We start from the raw sequence: 17,869 nt of genomic DNA, 5'->3' as shown, positions 1-17,869 counted from the left end.
CCCTACTTATTAAGTAAAATGATGAAACAAATATGTTTTATTGTGTAAATTCTTTTTCTGATATTACCCGGAAGAATCCATTTTCTTTTACATACTCCATTAAAATGACTTTATCCCCCCTGGTTAACTTGTCTTCCGCTGCTGCCCGAATTTTTAAAATCAAGCCTGCACCACCGTCATTAAAATCAGCCTCACCAAACTCTTCGTCCACCCGAGAGGTACGCACAATAGCCACTTGGCCAATAATGTCTTTTTGTACATCCGCCGTGGCGTTTTTAAATAAAGGGCGTAATGGACGAATCGCATAAGCCGTTGCCATGACGCTGCCATAAAAAGCGGCGATAAAAATTCCACTTCCAATCAATAATGCCATCATGGTATTGCCCATTAATGGCATAGCAAAATAGGTTAATAAAAAAGAAATAAACCAGCCCAAGATGGTAATGATAGAAATAATGAGCGTAACCGGCACCCCTTCTAAACCAAATTTAAGTAATAAGCCTGCCATTACGGAATTACCATCCACTCCCGCATCCATATCGGCTTCAGGCAGGTCCAGTACATCAATATCCACCAAACCCAACATGGCAATTAGCCAATACAGCACAACAAAGACAAGCAAGCTGGTAAAAATTAACGTCGGGAAAGAGGCAATAATGTGAAAGAACGGCGCCATACTCTCAGAAAAAAGAAAGACGAACATAAGATACCTCCATGGTGTTGAAAATTGATTGCCTAATAACGTCACTCTGACGGATTGAAATGAATAAAAATCAATCTTGAAAACGTTTTAGAACTTCTACCGCTGTCGGTAACCCGCTGATCATACTGGCTTGCTGGCTGCGTCGTTCTGCCATCGCTGCTTGAGCGCGCTGTACTGCATCGGCCGCTTTGACGGTATCCATTTGTTGTTTTAAGCGTTTTAGCTGTAACTGTGTTTTGTGTAAGGTTTCTTCCAAATTGTGCTTGTATTCGGCCTCGTCGTGCGATGCACCTTTGGATGTACTCAAATCTAACAACATTTGTTGAAGGTTGATAAGCTTATCTTGGGTTTCACGAATAGCGCTCCCTAAGTGTTCCAAAATCTGTTGTAGCTTATCTTCAGATGAACTCGATACGTCTTCACGTAACGACTTCACCATCTGAGCCCAAATATTCACAGACACTTCTACCTTTTTATCAAGACATTGATATCTAAAAACGCTGTTATCTAAAACGCTGCTATCGAAAACATTAATATCGTCATAACGGGTTATCGAAATACCTTGCCATCAAGTGGTTAAAAACTCACTGTAGGCTTCCGTTGCCTGAATAATATTTGCCGCCAGTACTTCAATTTCTAAAATGACATTCTCAAGCAACGAGGTAGCACTCAAGGCACCGAACATATGGTAGCAGTCACCTTGGCCATCCACCGGGTCAAGACTAATAGTAGATAAAGGGAAATACTTGTGGGTTTTTAAAATGGCCGTATTAAAGGCAGCCACGTCTTTCACATCATTCGCAGACCATAAAAAACCTTCCACCAACATTTGCTCACCCACAATACTGAGAAACAACGGCAACCCACCAAACTCATTCATCACAATCAACAGGACGGAGATGTTTCCCTCAAGGTGCTCTAACGCCACTCTGCTTGCGAGCTCGCTTTGTTGAAGCGCTTGAAAAAGGCGCTCGGTTGTCCAAGAAGGGCGATGGCAAGCCGCTGCCATACCAGCCGAATTGCTCAACTCTAAGGAGGCTGCCATAGGCTCTCGTAAGCGCTTTTCTTCAACACTTAGCTGCTGTGCGTTTTCAGGCAGTATCCACACTTCTTTTTTGACTAGACCCTGCTCACGCAGACGTCGACGATACTCACGCTGATAATGAGCTGATGATTTTCTATTCATGGGGATAATCTAGACTATTACATGTGAAATGACAAATATTACATGTAACAGAATTTATCTACCGACTATTCACCTCTCGACCACTCATCCCTCGACCACTCACCTCTCCTATTATTCACCTCAACAACAAATCAAAACCCGTTACAAATACAGAAATAACGCACCAATAAGAACCACCTTTTTATTCAAGTGCACCATAAGTTTTTTTCAAGATGACCAGCCATGCAGTAAACGTTTTCAAAAAGAGGAGTTTTTACAAAAATTAACCTTTTTACTTTCCTGACCACTCCGACAAGTAAGTTGGCATCGTTCATGCTCAGCAAAGTCGTCTCATTCGTTTTTGAGGACAACGTAAATAGCACTAATCCTCACGACTGATGACCTGTCATTACCCATTACAGTTTTTACAACCTGTACCACTGACAAACCTGTACAAATGTTGAAAATGCCGAGGCGTCTATGAAAACTATCGAGTGGAAAGCATCCCCACTATTTCTGAAAAAACCGCTGTGCTTTGCAACACTGGGAGCAATTACAGCGTTAACCATTTCCACTCACGCCTTATCACAAGAAGCAAAAATTGAAGAGGTGGTTGTCCAAGGCTCTCTGGGCAGTCTTCCTGGTGAGGATGTCGAAATTTTTGGTTTCGGAAAATCTATTTTAGAAACACCACGTTCTGCTTCTACAATCAGTTCTGAACAATTAGAACGATTTAATGTAGGTGATATTGATGAGCTGGTGGCCTTTGCACCAGGGACCTTTACTCAATCTTTCTTTGGTGTTGCCGGCTCACTGGATGTACGTGGCACACCGGGTGAAACCTATTTTCGTGGGGTACGCCGATTAGACAATCCAGGCAACTATCCAACGCCTATTGGTGCCTCAGATCGTATTGATATTGTGCGGGGCCCCGCGTCACCTATTTACGGCCCATCAAAAATTGGCGGCTACTTAAACTTCAACCCGAAATCTGCCCGCGCGGATGGTGGCCAATATTTAGAAAACCACGAAGGGGAGTTTTCTTACACCACAGGCAGTTGGGATAAAAATATCGCTACCGCAGAAGTTGGTGGGCCATTAGCCGATAACGTTGGGTATTACCTTTATGGGGAAGTCGAAGATTCTGGCAGTTATTACGACAATACCAATACCGAACAAACCATTTTACAAGCCTCTTTTGATGTGGACGCAAACGATAACCTGCGTTTTCAATTTGGCGGGATGTATCATGATTTTGATGGTAACCAAGTGGCGGGCTGGAACCGCTTAACCCAAGAGCTTGTGGATAATGGGACTTATATAACAGGCACAGCCATACCACTGGATACCAACGGTGACGGATTTATATCTCATCAGGAATATGGTGCCGCTGATGTCGATCAATTTTCATTTCGCCCGGGCGGTGTAAGCGAGTCTACCGTCACACCTAACATGGCTTTACAGAATGTGGGCACGACTCAACTGGATGGCAATCAAGTCTTAGTTTCAGAAGACGACCTTCTCACGAATGAAGTCATCACCCTTTATTTCGACACCATTTATACCACTGAAAGTGACTTGGAAATTAAAAACCAGTTATTTTATGAAACTTACGATAACCTAAATGAAAATGCCTATGGGTTTTCTCAGTTTCATGACTCTTCTGTGATCGAAAATAAGTTAGTCTTCTCCAAATCCATTGATGCTGACGGCATGACAGCCTCTTTACAAGCATCACCCTCTATTCGCTATACAGAATTCGAGCATGGTGATGACTTTATTAATGAGTTTTTTAACCGTCGTGATTTAACCATGGAGTCGTCTGCATTAGACCGTCGATTACTGGCAACTCAAATTGACGATGACTACACCACTTATTCAGAAGGTAATTATCTCAACTTAGGAATGGCTTTTTTAGCCGACTTTACATTTGACTCTGGTTTATCAACCTTAATTGGGTTGCGTTATGACACTATTGATATGGAAAGCAGCATTCCTGTTGATAAACTGTTATTCCCATTAGACGAAGATGAATCTGACAGCGCTTCTGACACTGATGAAGGTGTTTCATGGACAGTGAGCTTAAGCTACGACACTTCTATTGGTTTAATTCCTTATGTCACTTTTTCTGAGCAAGCGACGACGGTTGCCGGGCAAGGGGCTGAGTTAACGGTTGGAAATATTGAAGATGGCACAGCCATGGATGTTTCCACATTGAAAGAAGTCGGTGTAAAAGGTAGCTTCCTTGACGACAGTTTATATTTTGCCGTCTCGGTATACGAACAAGAACGTACTGACTTCAGTGCACAATCTATCGTAACAAACTCAGCTGACCGAACAGAAGGACTTGAAGCAGAATTACGCTGGGTTGTGAACGAAAGCTTAGTATTAACCGCTGGTTATACTAATGTTGAAGTGGTTAATTTAAATACGGTTGAAAATGATGGCCGCTTCAGCTTTTATGGTGCCGAAGATTTAGATATCGACCCAACATTAATGTATGGCGGTAATATTAGTGGTTTTCCACCTGCATCAAGTGAAAGCGACGCTCGTAAAGCCGGCATCCCAGAAAACGTTTACTCTTTCACCGGAACTTATGACTTTAACAATGGCCTTGCGGTAAATACCAGCGTGGTCCGTGCCGATTCCGTTTATTCTGGCTACTCGCAAGCAGTTGAATTACCGGCTTATACATTAGTGAATGCAGGTTTATTTTACGAGTACGAAGATTGGTCGTTCAGCCTAACCGGAAAAAACCTAACCGATGAACGCTATTATCGTGCAAACTTCCCTAACCTGTTTGGTAGCCAAATTGTATTACCGGAATTGCCTCGTCATTTCCAAGCCAGCATGGCATATAAATTCTAAACACTCTCTCTTAGAAAAATCGGCAAGGATGCTGATGCTTTTCTTTTTTGCAAACCCTTAAATCTTTTTATTACTCTACCATATTTTCTTTCCACACTAGCAGTGGCTCTTTACAAGAGCTTTTCTGTAAAAACGTCTGTAAAAACGCCAGTAAAAAACGCCTACAAAAAATAGAAATAAGCATTCATCCTTTATTTATACTAGGGTCTTTTATATCCAACTCATTGACTTGTTCATTTTGGCGGAGGAGAAACTGCTCCAACGCCTCTTGATTCATGGGCTGGCAGAGATAAAACCCCTGCAAATAGACCACATCAAGCTGTTTAACGGCATCTACCACATGCTCACTTTCGCAATGCTGTGCAACAGTATCAATACCTTGCTGGTTGGCCAGCTCAATCAAACCCTTTACAGTATTATGAACACCCTGATTTTGCGTGATTCTAGAAACCAATCGTCCGTCAATTTTGATAAAATCCACCTGCAAGGAAATAAGCCGGTCTACATTTGAAAACTGCTTTCCAAATTCATCAATGCCAATAGGCACACCTATTTTTTTTGCTTCACGAAAAAAATCTTGAGTCACATCACGGTATAACAATGCTTCGTTTTCTGCCAATTCAAACATCATATGCTTGCTGTAGTTTCGCATGTAAGAGGCAAGCATTTCTAAGGCGGGATCTTGTTGTAATAACGAAGGAGATAAATTAAACGAGCAACACAAGTTATGCCTATGAGCAATCTTCAATGATTTTTCCAACAACTGCTTTGTGACCGTCAATTCCAAGCGTTGCTGTCTGAGTAACGTTAGCATTTCATCGGGACGAGCGATGGACTTTCCCATATTATCTTCAATGCGCAATAACACTTCATAGTGCACAACCGTAAAGTCTTCTGCTCGAAACACTGGCTGAAAATAGGGTGTTACACCATTGTTTTTTAGTGATTCCACCGCTTTTTGAGTAATGCGCAATTCTCGCTGAAAAACATTCGGCAATTGTTGGTACTCACTAAGCACCTTAAATTCTACTTGCTCGATATTCGCTTCGATAATCGCCAAATTGGCATAGGTTAATAAATTTAGCACTGGCCCAGCATTAGAATTGGCAACGCCAATCACAAACCTCAAACTGCCTGTGGCTTTTCCTGGAAACGAAAAGGATTGAGCATGTAACTGGTCAGCCAAAGTACGAAATAAGCTGTTCATTTCAAAATTAGAAACACAACGAGGTACCAACACACCAAATCGATCTGCCGCTAAACGATAAACTCGGATATCATTTTCATCAGAAAAATATGACTGTATTGATTGGGCTACTTGAGAGAGAATATTGTCTGCTGCCGCAGATCCATAGCTAAAATTGATTTTTGAAAAACCATTGATATTGATCATCGCCACTGTGGCTTCATTAAAACGCCCAATGTCACTCATCAAGGCCATACGATTTGGTAATCCCACTAATGAATCCGTGGTTAATGCAATGATTTCATTTTTCAAACTGGATCGAGAGAATAAGATAAATGGCAGACCCAAAAATGCCAAAAACCCAACAGAAAATAATGCCAGCCACCTCATCAGAGAATGAATACGTGCCACCTCACTGGCACTGACCTCGACACCCACTACCGTGCGTAGCCCATTGGCAAACTCATAGGGTAGATAAAGGCTACGATATTGGCCAAAAGAGCGATTAGCATTCACATAGTGTGGCTTAGATGATTGAAACGACGACATCAATGCATTATTGGTTAATGCCCAATTAACAAAAGGCTTAACGCGATTACCACTGAGAGGGTGCTTTTTTCGAGAGGTTGCCACTACATACACTTTCCTCTCATATTCTACGACAACAAACAACGCCTCTACATTGATCATTTCCGATGTGGATGAATCCAATAAAACATTTAGTGCATCCCGACCTTGATCAAAAGTACGCTCATCCAAATACAAACTGGGATCGAAACTCAAACTATCAAAATAACGCTCCCCCAGTACTAAAGGTACGACGGCAGCAAGTGTATCCATACGAGAATCAACCATATCGAGAATTTTTGCCGCCCCCATACGGTAGATAAACTCCGAAAAACAGATCATAGAAAAGATATAGACGACACAAATCACCAACCATTGACGTTTACGCAGGTGTGTAAGATGTAACTGTTTTCGCCGATCTTTGAATTGGGGATTCATGTGCCATCCGTAAATGAGCGCATCTGTATCCATTGATTATACCCAAGAATTATGAGATCTATCTGCAATTACTCTAAACAGTTTGAACGCAATGAATCAGTGGAAACTAAATACGATAATTAGAAGTTTTTGGTGACAGCATTCACTATCTCTCGCCAAAATCTTCATTAACCATACAACAAAGTTCGATTGGCACCATAATTAATGGCAATAAAAACATGTATTACGAGTGGAAATAATAAAGAAAAAAGAAGACTAGAAAATTAATATAAAAAATCAAAGGTGAAAAACGACTAGGGAAAGACTCTCTACACACCAGTCGTCATAAGAAGGGTTGCTTATAAATCTAATTTATAAAGCAAATAGCCTGAAAGACTGTAACATTTTGAACAACCTCAAAATTTTTGCCGCACTCTCTGGCCTTATTAGTCGTTACTGTCTCAACAAATTCAGGTAACTCTGCTTACTCATCTAACAAATGACCTAACTTTCCTTTTTTCGTTCTTAAATAGTCGGCATTATGAGGGTTACGCCCAGTTTCATGAGGCATACGCTCAACCACATCAATTCCCAAGTCTGTTAAAGCATTCACTTTTCTTGGGTTATTCGTCATTAACCGTAACTGTCGTATACCAAAGTGATCTAGCATAGGGCGAAGCATACGATAGTCACGCATATCTGCCCCAAAGCCTAAACGCTCGTTAGCCTCAACGGTATCGGCCCCGGCATCTTGCAAATGGTAAGCACGGATTTTATTTAATAAACCAATGCCTCGCCCCTCTTGCCGCAAGTAAAAGATTACACCACGCCCTTCTTGTGAAATTTTATGCATCGCGGCCTGCAACTGCGCACCGCAGTCGCAACGTAAGCTGAACAACCCATCTCCGGTTAAACACTCTGAATGCACTCGTGCCAACACAGGCTCATCGAGTTTAATGTCCCCCATCGTTAACACAACATGCTCTTTTGTTGGGTCTTGCTCATCCTGAAAGCCATGCATATCAAAAATGCCAAACGGTGTAGGCAACTTACAGGATTCAATAAATTTAACCGTCACTCAAAAACCTCAATTCTCAACTCAAGAAACTGCCATCGGTAACTCATTGTATTTTATATTTTACTGCTCAAAATCAGAACGTTACCTTCGGTCTTCATATTCATTTTGCTGAGGAAGCTATTTCCCAACAAAACGGTTTCTGGTGATGATCCTAAATGCACAGATGCTTGGACATTGTTCACCACCAATCCTCCAATCTCAACGGCCCGAAGGCTAACCACGTAAATTTGCGCCATACCATTGGCGGTATGGGACTGAGCACGCCTGCCCGAGCGATAATCAATATTCAATCGATCTGCAGTGGATTGATTCATGGAAATAAAGGTTGCCCCGGTATCCACCAAAAAGTTAACCGATTGACCATTGATATTCCCATTGGTATAGAAGTGCCCGCCCTGGCTAGACAGGATTCTCACGTCTTTTTTCTCGGGAGCCTTATAAGCACCCGCAATACCCTGGCTCAACTTAAGGGTATGACGCTGGCCACTCACTTCCACCACCGCCATTTTACTGTTAGCCGAAATCAACTTAACGCCCTCTGGGCTGGTTTTGCCTTGCTTCAACAAGCGCTGTTGTCCATTTATTTCTAGCACCGCACTGCCTGCAAACAACCCTTTCACCGTAATTTTATTGGCAATGGCCCCAGCAGACATCAACATTGCCAACAGCCACACTCCGACCACTCCCCATAAGCGTGTTACGCCTTTCATAAATCAACCTCTCTATCCTTGTTTGTTCAAACACTCTTGTATTCAAATACTCTTACACAACCAACAAAGTCAACATATAAAGCACGAGAGCCGCTAAAATACCGGCAATGGCATCATCCACCATAATGCCAAACCCGCCTTTAACACGCCGATCGACCCAACCAATGGGCCAAGGCTTTATAATGTCGAAAAAACGGAAAAGGCCAAAGCCGACGATTATCCACCACCACTCTTTAGGAGCGGCTAACATCGTAATCCAATAGCCTACAAATTCATCCCACACAATGCCTGGGTGGTCATGGACTTGCAACTGGCGTGAAGATTGCGCACAGACCCACACCCCTAATACGAAACTGACGGTAATAATGCCTACCAACACACCAAAAGGTAGCGACTGCATTGCCCACCATAAGGGAATTGCCGCAAGTGTGCCTACCGTACCGGGTGCTTTGGGAGATAAACCACTACCAAACCCAAAAGCAAAAAAATGCCAAGGGTTAGTCAATATCTGTTTGAATGAGGGGGTATTGATGGATTTTTTCGATGCAGACATAAAATACAACACTCACATCCCAAATACTGCTGGGGCGTTTCTATTTCGCTCTTTGCTGTAATGGCTAAGATCTAATGGTTAAGATCTAATGGTTAAGATCTAATGGTTAAGATCTAATGGTTAAGATCTAATGGTTATTAGGAAGAACATCTAAAACTGAATAGCCCGGATTTGGCCCAGAGTACTTTACTCGCTCACATCTGGCTCACACACCTCACTTCACCAAAACCAAACGCTACCCATCTTAAAGATTAAAAATGCTCATAACCTGCCGACTTGGGGGGAAGTACTACTCGTCCTTCACTAAGACACGACACACCATCACCTGACACAATCTCCCCGATTGCCGTGCAATCAAAGTTGTATTTGGCCTGAAGGTCTTCAAACACCCTCAAACGACTTGGTGGAATGGTAAAACAGAGTTCATAATCATCCCCTCCGGTCAACGCCCACGTCATGGCAGTATCAGGGTCACAAAGCTTTTTGACGGGGTCAGAAATAGGGAGGCGCTCGGCCTCAATCACGGCGGCCACACCACTGGCTTTGCAAATATGGCCAAGGTCTGCCAATAAACCATCTGAGACATCTATCGCGGCATGTCCAATTTTGGTCAACAACTGGCCTTCACGGATTCGAGCCTTAGGGGTGTAATAGCGGCTCATTAAATAGGCAAAAGCGGACTTGCCTACCTCAAACTCTTTTTTAATGACCGCCAGCGCCGCTGCACCATCGCCTAGATTACCAGTGACGAAAATAACGTCACCAACTCGGGCATTGCAACGTTGGAGTGCCTTATCGGGTAAGACCGAGCCATGTACCTGGAGTGTAATGGCCAAAGGCCCGCTCGTGGTGTCTCCTCCCACTAAGCTAATATTGTACTCGGATGCCGCTTTGAATAAGCCTCGGCTAAACCCTGAAAGCCAATTGCTCTCACTGCTGGGCATGGTAAGGCCTAGAGTAAACCATAACGGCTCAGCACCCATGGCCGCCAAATCACTAACACACACACGGACAGCACGCTCTGCGATCAGCTCTGGGTCGGCGTTTTTGGGAAAGTGAACACCCCCAACAAGGGTATCCATTGACACGGCCAATTGGCGCCCCTCCGGTACCGTCAACAACGCACAGTCATCGCCAATACCCAAATTGACCCCAAAAGCGCTCAATTCTTTTGCAAAGTACTCTTGAATTAGCTGAAACTCACCCACCGACACTCTGCTTCCCCTTAGTCGTTATGCCGTTTGTTACTACTGTTTCGTTATATCGCCAAACGCGGTGATGTCATCGGATGAAACATCAAACAACTCTGACACCGTCCTATGTTCACCTCATCCTATATTTACTTCATCCGACACTCGCTTCATCCCGCATTCACTTCGGCGCCACGCAGTTTTTGTGCCGCTTTATCCAGTACACCGTTAATAAACTTGTGTGCATCCGTCGCACCAAATTTTTTCGCCAGAGACACCGCCTCGTTGATGACGACTTTGTAGGGAACATCAATACGCTCTTTCAGCTCGTAGGTGGCCATGCGCAATAAAGCTAAAGTCACCGGGTCTAACTCTTCGAGACTGCGCCCCTGAAGGAAGTCTTTATACTGGCTATCGATATCAGACACATTGGCAGGAATGCGATGCAGAAGCTCCCTGAAGTAGACAACATCCACTGGCTTCATGTCGTAGTCGGTACGAAACTCGGCCTCAATGATGTTTAGCGCAGCACCGGTCATGTGCCATTGATACAGGGCTTGCATAGCATAATGCCGCGCTTTACGACGCGCAGCTGGAGAAACACTCATGAATTTATCACTCAATTTACAAAGAACGGTTTACAAAAAACGATTTACAAAAACAAAACGAGAAATAACGGGCTTCTATGAAATCGCTGATGACGCGTATGAAACCCGCTTTCTCTAAGGGCTTACACCTGTGACAGCAGCGACACCATTTCTAATGCCGTTTTGGCTGCTTCTTCACCTTTATTTCCGGCTTTCGTGCCCGAACGCTCAATGGCCTGCTCAATGGAATCGACAGTAAGAACACCAAAGGTGACGGGTACATCGGCAGACAGTGATACCTGAGCTAAGCCCTTCGTACACTCACCAGCCACATAGTCAAAGTGTGGTGTACCACCACGAATGACCGCACCCAACGCAATAATGGCATCAAATTCACCTTTTGCGGCAATGCGTTGTGCTGCCAACGGAAACTCAAATGCACCCGGAACGTAATAAATGGTGATATTACTGTCATCCACACCATGACGGCGCAATGTATCCAGCGCCCCCTCTTTCAAGCTTTCTACCACAAAGCTATTCCAACGGCTGACAATCAGGGCATATTTCCCCGTTACTGAGCGAAAATCGCCTTCTACCACAGTAATATTTGACATCTTTTTTCCCAAAATCTGATTTTTAAAAAACGCGTATTCTAGCGGATTTGTTTCCCTGCGATGCAGTTTTCTTACCGCTCTTTCGCCCTGTAGTTATTCGCTATCGGTTGGGCAGTCTAATCGCTCTGTCATTTCCAGCTCAAAGCCCGAAACGGCAGAGAATTTTAACGGTGCCGACATCACTTTCATTTTTCGCACCCCCACATCGCGCAACATTTGCGCCCCAGTACCGATTTGACGATAGACCACATCTGGGCTGGCTTGGGGTTGTTTGCCCGATAGCAGCCAGTCGATCGCATCTTCCACTTCACTGGAAGCCTGATTGTGGCAAATTAATACCACCACTCCGGCACCTTCTTTTTCCACATATTTCAGGGCTTCATGAAAGCTCCAAGGTTTAATCTTTTTATCCGACTCCCTCAGAATGGCAAGTACATCACGAGCAATATCCAATACGTGAACCCTCACAGGTACAGGGGTGTCTCCATCAATGTGACCTTTGGATAACACAAAATGCAGGTCACGGGTGGCAAGGTCGCGATAAGTGAACAAATCAAAGTTACCAAAAACGGTATCCACATTGCGTTCATTCACACGCTCAACCGTTTTTTCTTTTACAGAACGATAATGAATGAGGTCTGCGATGGTGCCAATTTTTAAGTCATGCTCTTGGGCAAACGCTTCTAAATCAGGGCGACGAGCCATACTGCCGTCCTGATTCATGATTTCCACAATCACCGCTGCTGGTTCGCGTCCGGCCAGCCTCGCTAAATCGCAACCGGCTTCAGTATGCCCTGCACGGCTCAGCACACCACCAGCTTGAGCCATCAATGGAAAGATATGACCAGGTTGAACAATATCCTGGGGCTGCGCATCCGGCGAAACCGCAGCCTGAATTGTGCGAGCACGATCCGCCGCAGAAATACCCGTAGTCACGCCTTCAGCCGCTTCAATAGAGACTGTGAAATTGGTGGAGTGCTGTGCACGATTGTCCCGAACCATCAATGGGAGATCGAGTTTACGACAACGGTCTTCGGTAAGCGTCAGACAAATCAGTCCACGAGCATGGGTCGCCATAAAATTAATATCATCGGGGCGAACATGATCCGCCGCCATAATTAAATCACCTTCGTTTTCACGGTCTTCATCATCCATCAAAATGACCATCTTACCTTGGCGAATATCGTCGATAATCTCTTCAATAGTGTTTAGTTGCATAAATGACCCATTCAGGCTCGTAGTTATTAAGTAGTTATAAGCTAAGTTGTTATTAAAGTTGTTATTCAATAGTTATTCAGTAATTACTGAGGTAGTGATTAATAAAGTGGTGATTGAGTCGTTATATAAATTTCTATGTTATTAAGTGGCTATGTTATTAAGTGGTTACGAGCACCACGACACGCTAACGTTTTCCGGTAAAACCGTGTTCCGCCAAAAAGCCTTCCGTAATCGCATGACTCGAAACACCTGGCTGCGCTGCTGCCTCTCCCAACAACAAACGTTCTAAATATCGAGAGATGAGATCTACCTCCAAGTTCACTTCGGTGCCAGTCTGGTATTGACCAATAATGGTTTCAGAAAGGGTGTGCGGTACAATGGCCAACTCAAATTCCGCACCATCTACTGCATTCACCGTCAAGCTGGTGCCATCAATCGTAATCGACCCTTTATGGGCAATGTATTTTGCCAGCGAGTCGGGAGCTTTTAGCCGAAAACGCTCGGCTCGAGCATCCGAATGACGGCTCACAACACGACCAATACCATCCACGTGCCCACTGACAATATGTCCTCCCAGACGAGATTGGGGCGTTAATGCTTTTTCCAAATTGACTCTTGAGCCCACCTTCCAATGTTTAACGGTGGTTAACCCTATGGTTTCAACCGATACATCGGCCCAATAACCATCTCCGGGTAAACCAACCACCGTCAAACACACCCCATTCGTAGCAATAGAATCCCCCATGGCCACATCTGTTAAGTCCAGCCCATGGGTTTTTACACGCACGCGTAAATCACCATCTTTTGGCTCAGTGGCCATAATCTCGCCCACAGCTTCCACGATACCGGTAAACATGGTTACTTCATGCTCCTTTTAAATTTTTTGTTCAACACAACCGACTTTTCAATCATGCGGGTGTTACCGTTCATTTATGCGGGTATCGCAATGTCATGACGGCAATGTCATGACGGCATCGCAATGATGCGCCAGTCTTTCCCAATCGCAGTAATCGACTCAATGTTTAAAGGCCGCTGATCTGACATTGAGGCAATAGGCAACGTCAGTAATGGCTGCGCGGTACTGCCCATCAGCGTGGGCGCCATGTAAACCCTGAGCTCATCCACCAGCCCCGCCTGCACAAAAGCACCCGCTAGCGTTGAGCCCGCCTCCACCAATACGTTATTGCATTCTCGACGGCCCAGTTCTTCTAACATTCGAATAAGATTGATGTGCCCATCGTGCAGAGGAACGCTCATGTGTTCGACAGTAGAACGGAGCGTAGGGAGCGTAGAGCGCGATGTCGCCACTTGGCTCACTGGCTCAAGTAAGCCGCTCACCCAAAGCACGGGGCCTTCGGCTTGAAACAAGGGTTCATCCCCTTGTAGCTGTGTTTGGCTGTCGAGCACCACACGTAGCGGCTGACGATCACCAACGGACATCGCGACATTCGATGGAAGTTCATTAGAACGCACCGTCATACGTGCACCATCCACTTTCACGGTAGACCAACCTGTCACGATGGCACAGCTTTGTGCACGTAATGTTTGCACCTCTTTACGCGCATCTGGGCCGGTAATCCACTGACTTTCCCCTGATGCCATCGCCGTACGACCATCCAAACTCATCGCCAATTTACACACCACGCGTGGTCGACCTGTGCGCATTCGATGCAAAAAACCCCGGTTTAATGCCTCTGCTTGGGCTTCCATCAACGGCCCCTCTACTACCAAACCGGCCCGCCGCATCCTCTCAATACCACTGCCCTGCTCATGGTGTGCCACTTTCGGATTAGGGTCTGCCATGGCATACACCACACGCTTAACACCCGCGTTGATTAATGCATCTGAACAAGGCCCGGTCCGGCCATAATGACTACAAGGCTCTAGGGTGACATAGGCGGTCGCCCCTTTAATGTCATTGAGGTTAGCCACACTATTTAAGGCATTAATTTCAGCATGGGCTTGCCCCGCACGCTGGTGATACCCTTCACCGATCACCTTTTCATCTTTTACGAGAACACACCCCACCCGAGGATTAGGCATGGTGCTATACCACCCTTTCTCGGCAAGCCGTAGTGCTCGCGCCATATACTGGCAATCTAAAGTTGAAAACTGAAAAGACACCGATGAAGTCATGAATAAAACAACCCAAGCAGAATAATAAGAAGTGCTATGAAGGGGAAAACCGCAACAAGAAAGCGTGCATCGGATTACTCTTGAACATCTTCACTTTTTAAACGATCAATCTCTTGGCGAAATTCATTAAGATCTTTAAAGCGACGATATACCGATGCAAACCGTACATAGGCCACCTCATCCAATTGGCGCAACATGCTCATAACTTGTTCACCAACCACACGAGATTTAATCTCTCGCTCACCTGTGGCCTGAAGGTAATGTTTAATTTGAGAAACTGCTTTTTCGATAGACTCTGTGCTGACTGGCCGTTTTTCAAGCGCACGATGCAAGCCAGAGCGTAGTTTAGTCTCATCAAACGGCTCTCTCGTGCCATCTTGCTTAATGACCCGAGGCATTAACAGCTCTGCCACCTCATAGGTGGTAAAACGCTCCTTACAAGACTGACATTCGCGTCGACGACGCACCTGGTCACCTTCGGCCACCAAACGTGAATCAATGACCTTTGTATCCTCGGCTCCGCAAAAAGGGCAATGCATAAACCGTTCTACCTAACTGGTAATGAATGAAATTGGGCGCATAGTAGCACATTTCTAGGTAGGCATTTCTAGTAACACATTTTCAGGAGGGCTCTTACAGAAAGGCTCATCATTACCTAAAAGACACCTCATGAAAGATCTCTCCGTTGGAAAAAGAGAATCAAAACACAGGTCACTGCACACAGGCCACTACCGCAATAATCACATTGTTTGTATTGGTGACGTTTCTATTGGCGACATAAAATTCAGTACAATCGTATTAACCCCGATTACAGTTTAATCGGTACAAGAAACCAAACCTATATAATCGAAACCATAATCATGGTGATTAAACCACTTCACTTATTAAGGAGTCTTCATGCTTTGGGTAAAAGCGCTTCATATTGTTTCAATGGTCAGTTGGTTTGCCGTGTTGTTTTATCTTCCACGTTTGTTTGTCTACCACGCCAACACAGAAGACGAAGCGGGAAAAGAACGCTTTAAAATTATGGAGAAAAAATTGTATCGCGGTATCGGTACACCATCGATCATTGCCACTATCATCTTCGGGGGGTGGTTAGTGAGCGCCAGTCCCAGTTACTATTTTTCATCAGGATGGTTTCATGCCAAATTAACACTGGTTGTTCTTCTCATAGGCTACCACCACATGTGTGGGGCCATGGTGAAGCGATTCGCTCGCGACGAAAATACTCGCTCACATGTGTTTTACCGATGGTTCAATGAAGTACCCGTCATTTTTTTACTAGGTATCGTCATTTTAGTGGTGGTTAAGCCGTTTTAAACTCAACATAGCAAATCAAAATCTCAAAAAACGATTTTTGCGCCAACAAATTCAGACACGACGAAAGATTCACCGTCTCCAATACGTTTGCAAGACACTCGTTCTCCTTGTTGCCTCTGGCATTGTGTGTGCTGTTCATAACGGCACACACAAACAGATATAAGCCTTTTCATTAACTCAAAAAATATTTAACCCACAGTACCTACCAATAATTTGAAAGTCTGAACTACACTAAAACCTGTCTTGCTAATTACAAGCAGCAATAGCCAATGAGCAGACGCAATTAATTAGGGCGGGATAGTGAAAGCACAAATTGTTCGATTAAAGATTCAAATATGAAATAGCGTGTAATTGCGCAATATTTAAAGAACTCCTACCTTGTCCCACGAGATTGAGAAATACGCAATACCTATGTTAAGTTCTCACACACCCAAGGACAGATAGTAATCAGTAAAACAACTTTTTGCTGAGTTAAACGGATTAATAAGATAGGAAAATAAACACCGAGTTAAACATAAAAACTTTTGACTGTTCAGCTGGCAGACGTAAAAACATAGTAAGTGCCAACTGGATGTAAAGGCCGAAAGCACAATAATTCCACACAACACGATAACAATGAAAATATACTTTTCACGTGTTTTGTTCGCTGTTCACAGGGTTAGATAGAGGCAAGATTCGTATGAATACCACCGGTGATACCCCCGTTGTACTGAGCATTAATTATCATGACCCCAGCGGTTGCTCTGGTATACAAGCCGACATCGAAACTTGCGCAAGCCTTGGTGTACATTGTGCTACAGTCATCTCGACCGTCCTGTCAAAAGATACCCGAGAAGTTCACGACATTATCCCAATGTCATCCAGCTTGCTTATCGAACAGGTGAGAATGACATTTGAAGACATGCCAATTCACGCAGTAAAAATAGGGTTCTTAGGCTCTGTGGATAATGTTGAAGTCCTGCATTCTATTTTAAATGACTACCCTGATGTCCCATTAATTTTGGAGCCTTGTATCCTTTCCCCTCATACGGGCGCCAGCGAAACCCACATTAATAACCTGGTACAGGCGGTAAAAACGCTTTTACTTCCCAGGGCCACTATTACAACGCCAGATTTAATTGAAGCACACACCCTATCGCAGTCAGCAGACACACTCGATGCCTGCGCTGCGGAGATTTTAGAAAACGGCTGCCAACATTTGTTAATCAGTGGGTGTGAACGTAGCCAAACCAGCTATATCAGCAAGTGGTTTAATCATCGTGGCCTAGTCAGAACCTTTGACTGGCCTAGAATTCAAAAGCACAGCCATGGTTGTGGCTCGACTTTATCGGCCAGTATTGCCGCCTATACCGCACACGGTTTGTCTGTGGGAGATTGCATCGAACAAGGCCAACAATTTACTTGGGACAACCTTAACGCCAGCCGTCGAGTGGGCATGGGACAACAAACACCCAACCGTTTACACTGGGCCAATAAGCGCTAATTTTCGCCCCAGCAAAACAACACCACTCGCTTTTGATTCAAGCTTGATCCTATATTCGAAGGATACTTTCACAC

The 17,869-nt window shown here is 44.4% G+C and carries 17 protein-coding genes; 3 read left to right on the top strand and 14 right to left on the bottom strand.

Annotated features, from left to right (window positions below; all coding sequences use genetic code 11):
* Window positions 1–37: 37 nt before the first annotated feature.
* From LU351_RS16105 to LU351_RS16095, 3 genes are all read right to left on the bottom strand, one after another.
* Entirely contained in the window at window positions 38–703 is a 666-nt protein-coding gene (locus tag LU351_RS16105; RefSeq protein WP_232595117.1) for a DUF1449 domain-containing protein, read from the bottom strand.
* 70 nt (window positions 704–773) lie between these two features.
* A complete protein-coding gene (locus tag LU351_RS16100) occupies window positions 774–1,160 on the bottom strand; it encodes a hypothetical protein (RefSeq protein ID WP_232595116.1) in 387 nt (128 codons plus the stop codon).
* A gap of 111 nt (window positions 1,161–1,271) precedes the next feature.
* Window positions 1,272–1,889 (bottom strand): YjfI family protein, encoded by a 618-nt coding sequence (locus tag LU351_RS16095; RefSeq protein ID WP_232595115.1) that lies wholly within the window; start codon window positions 1,887–1,889, stop codon window positions 1,272–1,274.
* Between the two features lie 459 nt (window positions 1,890–2,348).
* On the opposite strand from LU351_RS16095, the gene LU351_RS16090 reads away from it, so the two are divergent.
* Window positions 2,349–4,736, top strand: a complete 2,388-nt coding sequence (locus tag LU351_RS16090) for a TonB-dependent siderophore receptor (RefSeq protein ID WP_232595114.1) — start codon at window positions 2,349–2,351, stop codon at window positions 4,734–4,736.
* A 184-nt stretch (window positions 4,737–4,920) separates the two neighbouring features.
* Here LU351_RS16090 and LU351_RS16085 read toward each other — a convergent pair whose 3' ends face one another.
* From LU351_RS16085 to nrdR, 11 genes are all read right to left on the bottom strand, one after another.
* Window positions 4,921–6,927 (bottom strand): EAL domain-containing protein, encoded by a 2,007-nt coding sequence (locus tag LU351_RS16085; RefSeq protein WP_232595113.1) that lies wholly within the window; start codon window positions 6,925–6,927, stop codon window positions 4,921–4,923.
* 463 nt (window positions 6,928–7,390) lie between these two features.
* On the bottom strand, window positions 7,391–7,984 hold the full coding sequence (gene ribA / locus LU351_RS16080) for a GTP cyclohydrolase II (RefSeq protein WP_232595112.1): 594 nt from the start codon (window positions 7,982–7,984) through the stop codon (window positions 7,391–7,393).
* Between the two features lie 53 nt (window positions 7,985–8,037).
* Window positions 8,038–8,694 carry a retropepsin-like aspartic protease family protein gene (locus tag LU351_RS16075; RefSeq protein ID WP_232595111.1) on the bottom strand — a complete coding sequence of 219 codons (657 nt, stop codon included), beginning with the start codon at window positions 8,692–8,694 and terminating at the stop codon, window positions 8,038–8,040.
* Window positions 8,695–8,746: 52 nt separating this feature from the next.
* Complete coding sequence (locus tag LU351_RS16070) at window positions 8,747–9,247, bottom strand: phosphatidylglycerophosphatase A family protein (protein ID WP_232595110.1); 501 nt, start codon at window positions 9,245–9,247, stop codon at window positions 8,747–8,749.
* Between the two features lie 251 nt (window positions 9,248–9,498).
* Window positions 9,499–10,461, bottom strand: a complete 963-nt coding sequence (thiL, locus tag LU351_RS16065; protein WP_232595109.1) for a thiamine-phosphate kinase — start codon at window positions 10,459–10,461, stop codon at window positions 9,499–9,501.
* A gap of 146 nt (window positions 10,462–10,607) precedes the next feature.
* Entirely contained in the window at window positions 10,608–11,045 is a 438-nt protein-coding gene (nusB, locus tag LU351_RS16060) for a transcription antitermination factor NusB (protein ID WP_232595108.1), read from the bottom strand.
* Between the two features lie 122 nt (window positions 11,046–11,167).
* Window positions 11,168–11,638 (bottom strand): 6,7-dimethyl-8-ribityllumazine synthase, encoded by a 471-nt coding sequence (ribH, locus tag LU351_RS16055; RefSeq protein ID WP_232595107.1) that lies wholly within the window; start codon window positions 11,636–11,638, stop codon window positions 11,168–11,170.
* A 93-nt stretch (window positions 11,639–11,731) separates the two neighbouring features.
* The gene (ribBA, locus tag LU351_RS16050; protein ID WP_232595106.1) at window positions 11,732–12,856 is read right to left on the bottom strand and encodes a bifunctional 3,4-dihydroxy-2-butanone-4-phosphate synthase/GTP cyclohydrolase II; all 1,125 of its coding nucleotides are present in this window, start codon (window positions 12,854–12,856) and stop codon (window positions 11,732–11,734) included.
* A gap of 184 nt (window positions 12,857–13,040) precedes the next feature.
* A complete protein-coding gene (locus tag LU351_RS16045; RefSeq protein ID WP_232595105.1) occupies window positions 13,041–13,712 on the bottom strand; it encodes a riboflavin synthase in 672 nt (223 codons plus the stop codon).
* 107 nt (window positions 13,713–13,819) lie between these two features.
* Window positions 13,820–14,992 carry a bifunctional diaminohydroxyphosphoribosylaminopyrimidine deaminase/5-amino-6-(5-phosphoribosylamino)uracil reductase RibD gene (ribD, locus tag LU351_RS16040; RefSeq protein ID WP_232595104.1) on the bottom strand — a complete coding sequence of 391 codons (1,173 nt, stop codon included), beginning with the start codon at window positions 14,990–14,992 and terminating at the stop codon, window positions 13,820–13,822.
* A 74-nt stretch (window positions 14,993–15,066) separates the two neighbouring features.
* Entirely contained in the window at window positions 15,067–15,531 is a 465-nt protein-coding gene (gene nrdR / locus LU351_RS16035) for a transcriptional regulator NrdR (protein WP_232595103.1), read from the bottom strand.
* A gap of 358 nt (window positions 15,532–15,889) precedes the next feature.
* Between nrdR and hemJ the strand changes: the two genes are divergently transcribed.
* Complete coding sequence (gene hemJ / locus LU351_RS16030) at window positions 15,890–16,312, top strand: protoporphyrinogen oxidase HemJ (RefSeq protein ID WP_232595102.1); 423 nt, start codon at window positions 15,890–15,892, stop codon at window positions 16,310–16,312.
* Window positions 16,313–16,991: 679 nt separating this feature from the next.
* A complete protein-coding gene (gene thiD / locus LU351_RS16025; RefSeq protein ID WP_232595101.1) occupies window positions 16,992–17,795 on the top strand; it encodes a bifunctional hydroxymethylpyrimidine kinase/phosphomethylpyrimidine kinase in 804 nt (267 codons plus the stop codon).
* Window positions 17,796–17,869: the final 74 nt, after the last annotated feature.

The sequence above is a fragment of the Marinibactrum halimedae genome (assembly GCF_021234875.1).
GTDB classification, from domain to species: Bacteria; Pseudomonadota; Gammaproteobacteria; order Pseudomonadales; family Cellvibrionaceae; genus Marinibactrum; species Marinibactrum halimedae.
Note: the sequence above shows the minus strand (reverse complement) of the source record. Positions and strands in the feature narration are given on the sequence as shown.

Bases quoted from the DNA above. Each gene is read 5' to 3' on its own strand.
- LU351_RS16045 (WP_232595105.1), bottom strand. From the start codon at position 13,712: ATGTTTACCGGTATCGTGGAAGCTGTGGGCGAGATTATGGCCACTGAG.
- LU351_RS16085 (WP_232595113.1), bottom strand. From the start codon at position 6,927: ATGAATCCCCAATTCAAAGATCGGCGAAAACAGTTACATCTTACACAC.
- LU351_RS16095 (WP_232595115.1), bottom strand. From the start codon at position 1,889: ATGAATAGAAAATCATCAGCTCATTATCAGCGTGAGTATCGTCGACGT.
- nrdR (WP_232595103.1), bottom strand. From the start codon at position 15,531: ATGCATTGCCCTTTTTGCGGAGCCGAGGATACAAAGGTCATTGATTCA.
- thiD (WP_232595101.1), top strand. From the start codon at position 16,992: ATGAATACCACCGGTGATACCCCCGTTGTACTGAGCATTAATTATCAT.
- LU351_RS16090 (WP_232595114.1), top strand. From the start codon at position 2,349: ATGAAAACTATCGAGTGGAAAGCATCCCCACTATTTCTGAAAAAACCG.
- ribBA (WP_232595106.1), bottom strand. From the start codon at position 12,856: ATGCAACTAAACACTATTGAAGAGATTATCGACGATATTCGCCAAGGT.
- hemJ (WP_232595102.1), top strand. From the start codon at position 15,890: ATGCTTTGGGTAAAAGCGCTTCATATTGTTTCAATGGTCAGTTGGTTT.
- LU351_RS16070 (WP_232595110.1), bottom strand. From the start codon at position 9,247: ATGTCTGCATCGAAAAAATCCATCAATACCCCCTCATTCAAACAGATA.
- LU351_RS16105 (WP_232595117.1), bottom strand. From the start codon at position 703: ATGTTCGTCTTTCTTTTTTCTGAGAGTATGGCGCCGTTCTTTCACATT.
- ribD (WP_232595104.1), bottom strand. From the start codon at position 14,992: ATGACTTCATCGGTGTCTTTTCAGTTTTCAACTTTAGATTGCCAGTAT.
- nusB (WP_232595108.1), bottom strand. From the start codon at position 11,045: ATGAGTGTTTCTCCAGCTGCGCGTCGTAAAGCGCGGCATTATGCTATG.
- ribH (WP_232595107.1), bottom strand. From the start codon at position 11,638: ATGTCAAATATTACTGTGGTAGAAGGCGATTTTCGCTCAGTAACGGGG.
- LU351_RS16075 (WP_232595111.1), bottom strand. From the start codon at position 8,694: ATGAAAGGCGTAACACGCTTATGGGGAGTGGTCGGAGTGTGGCTGTTG.